3 protein-coding genes are annotated in these 2,456 nt (G+C 70.5%); all 3 read right to left on the bottom strand.

All coding sequences use genetic code 11. From position 1 onward, the window contains the following. The coding region (locus tag NQ160_RS22265; protein WP_257517218.1) for a prolipoprotein diacylglyceryl transferase family protein at positions 1-345 on the bottom strand (345 nt) is incomplete at its 3' end. 52 nt (positions 346-397) lie between these two features. After that, on the bottom strand, positions 398-1,192 hold the full coding sequence (gene trpA, locus NQ160_RS22260) for a tryptophan synthase subunit alpha (protein WP_257517217.1): 795 nt from the start codon (positions 1,190-1,192) through the stop codon (positions 398-400). Next, positions 1,189-2,451: a tryptophan synthase subunit beta gene (trpB, locus tag NQ160_RS22255; RefSeq protein WP_257517219.1), complete on the bottom strand. Its 1,263-nt coding sequence runs from the start codon at positions 2,449-2,451 to the stop codon at positions 1,189-1,191. The genes trpA and trpB overlap by 4 nt, the downstream gene beginning before the upstream one ends. Positions 2,452-2,456: the final 5 nt, after the last annotated feature.

Raw genomic sequence — 2,456 nt, 5'->3', positions numbered from 1 at the left:
GGCGCCGAAGATGGCGATGCCGCCGTCCCAGACGTTCCAGATGGCGTCCTGCTCGAACGGATTCCACCACTCACGGCCTTCGGCGAAGTAGAAACCGGGGTGGGTGAGCACGTGGAAGATGCGGGCTCCGACGATGCCGAGGATCACTGCGGGCAGCGAGACGTCGATGACGACCCAGGGCTCGCCGCCGCGCTTGGTGAGTCGGTGGTTGGTGAGCAGGACCGCGGCGATGATGCCGGCGATGATGCACAGCGCATAGAAGTGGATGCGCAGCGGGCCCAGCTCCCAGTAGCTGACGGAGGGGCTCGGGATGCTGGCGACGACGTGCGCGACGGCAGTGATCATGGGGATCCGTGTCCTTGCGTTCAGATGACCGGCGGCGGCCGGCCAGAAAAGTCTAGTTCGCGATCGGCGCCGAGCCGGCGGTGAGTGCGCGTGCGGTGGCGGCGAGGGCGTCGAGGCCTCCGTCGCGGAGCGCCCGCACCAGGGCGGTGCCCACGATCGCGCCGTCGGCGTATTCGAGCACTCCCGCCACCTGCTCGGGGGTGGAGATGCCGATGCCGACGCATGCCCGCTCGCATCCGCGGTCGCGCAGGCGCCCCACCAGGGTGCGCGCTGCGGCGTCCAGATCGGCCCGCTCCCCGGTGATGCCCATGGTCGAGACCGTGTACACGAACCCGGTGGAGGCCCCGACGATCAGGTCGAGGCGCTCGTCGGTCGAGGTGGGAGCGGCGAGGAAGACGCGGTCGAGTCCGGTGCGCTCGGACGCGGCGATCCACTCCGCGGCGGAATCGGGCGTGATGTCGGGCGTGATGAGGCCCGCTCCCCCGGCGGCGAGCAGGTCGTCGGCGAAGCGGTCGACGCCGTACTGCAGGACGGGGTTCCAGTAGGTCATGACGAGCACGGGCACATCGACGCGCGCGGTGATCTCGCGGACCGCGGTGAAGATGTCGCGCAGCCGGAATCCGGCGGCCAGAGCCGTCTGGGTCGCCTCCTGGATGACCGTGCCGTCCATCACCGGGTCGGAGTACGGCGGGCCGAGCTCGAGGATGTCCGCACCGTTCTCGGCCAGGGTCACCGCGGCCTCGATGCTCGTCCGCAGGTCGGGGAACCCCAGCGGCAGATAGCCGACGAACGCGCCGCGCCCCTGGGCTGCGGCAGCGTCGATCGCGGCGGCGACACGGGAGGTCACAGCTCGATCCCTTCGCCGGCGGCGGCTTCGTCTTCGGGTGGCGTGACGACGGGAGCGGGGTTCTCATCGCCGTAGAGGCCGAACCAGCGCGCCGCGGTGTCCATGTCCTTGTCGCCGCGCCCCGAAAGGCTGACGACGATCACGGCATCCGGACCGAGTTCGCGCCCGAGGCGCATGGCGCCCGCCAGGGCGTGGGCGGACTCGATCGCGGGGATGATCCCCTCGGTGCGGCTGAGAAGCCGCAGGGCCTCCATCGCCTCGGCATCGGTGGCGGGGATGTACTCGGCGCGGCCGATCGACGACAGCCACGCGTGAGCGGGGCCGACACCGGGATAGTCCAGGCCCGCCGAGATCGAGTGCGACTCGACGGTCTGCCCGTCTTCGTCCTGCAGCACGAAGGTCTTCGCGCCGTGCAGCACGCCGGGCCGACCGCGCTCGATGGATGCCGCGTGACGCAGCGTGTCGACGCCGTCGCCTGCTGCCTCGACGCCGTAAAGGCGCACGCTCTCGTCGTCGAGGAACGCATCGAACATCCCGATCGCGTTCGAGCCGCCGCCGACGCAGGCGACGACGGCGTCGGGGAGGCGCCCGACCTCGTCGAGCAGCTGCGCGCGGGCCTCTTCACTGATGATCTTCTGGAAGTCGCGCACCATCGAGGGGAAGGGGTGCGGGCCGGCGGCGGTGCCGAAGACGTAGTTCGTCGTCTCGACGCTCGCGACCCAGTCGCGGTAGGCCTCGTTGATGGCATCCTTCAGCGTGCGCGAGCCCGTGGTCACCGGAATCACCTCGGCGCCGAGCAGCCGCATGCGGGCGACGTTCAGCGCCTGGCGCTCGGTGTCGACCTCGCCCATGTAGATCGTGCAGTCGAACCCGAACAGCGCCGCCGCGGTGGCTGTGGCGACGCCGTGCTGGCCGGCGCCGGTTTCGGCGATGACGCGCGTCTTGCCCAGGCGCTGGGTGAGCAGCGCCTGACCGATGACGTTGTTGATCTTGTGGGACCCGGTGTGGTTGAGGTCCTCGCGCTTGAGGAAGACCCGGGCGCCGCCGGCGTGCTCGGCGAACCGCGGCACCTCGGTGAGAGGCGACGGGCGCCCGGCGTACGAGCGCAGCAGGCTCTGGAACTCCGCCTCGAACGCGGGATCGGCCTTGGCCGCTTCGTATACCGCGGTCAGCTCGTCGATCGCGGCGATGAGCGACTCGGGCATGTAGCGCCCGCCGAAGTCGCCGAAATAGGGCCCTGCAGCGTCGCGCAGACTCATGAGCC

The organism is Microbacterium sp. zg.Y909, assembly GCF_024626565.1.
The sequence above is the reverse complement of the archived record's forward strand: the minus strand, read 5'-3'. Positions and strand labels throughout refer to the sequence as shown.

Excerpts from the sequence above, each read along its gene's own strand:
- trpB (WP_257517219.1), bottom strand. The coding sequence starts at position 2,451 with ATGAGTCTGCGCGACGCTGCAGGGCCCTATTTCGGCGACTTCGGCGGG.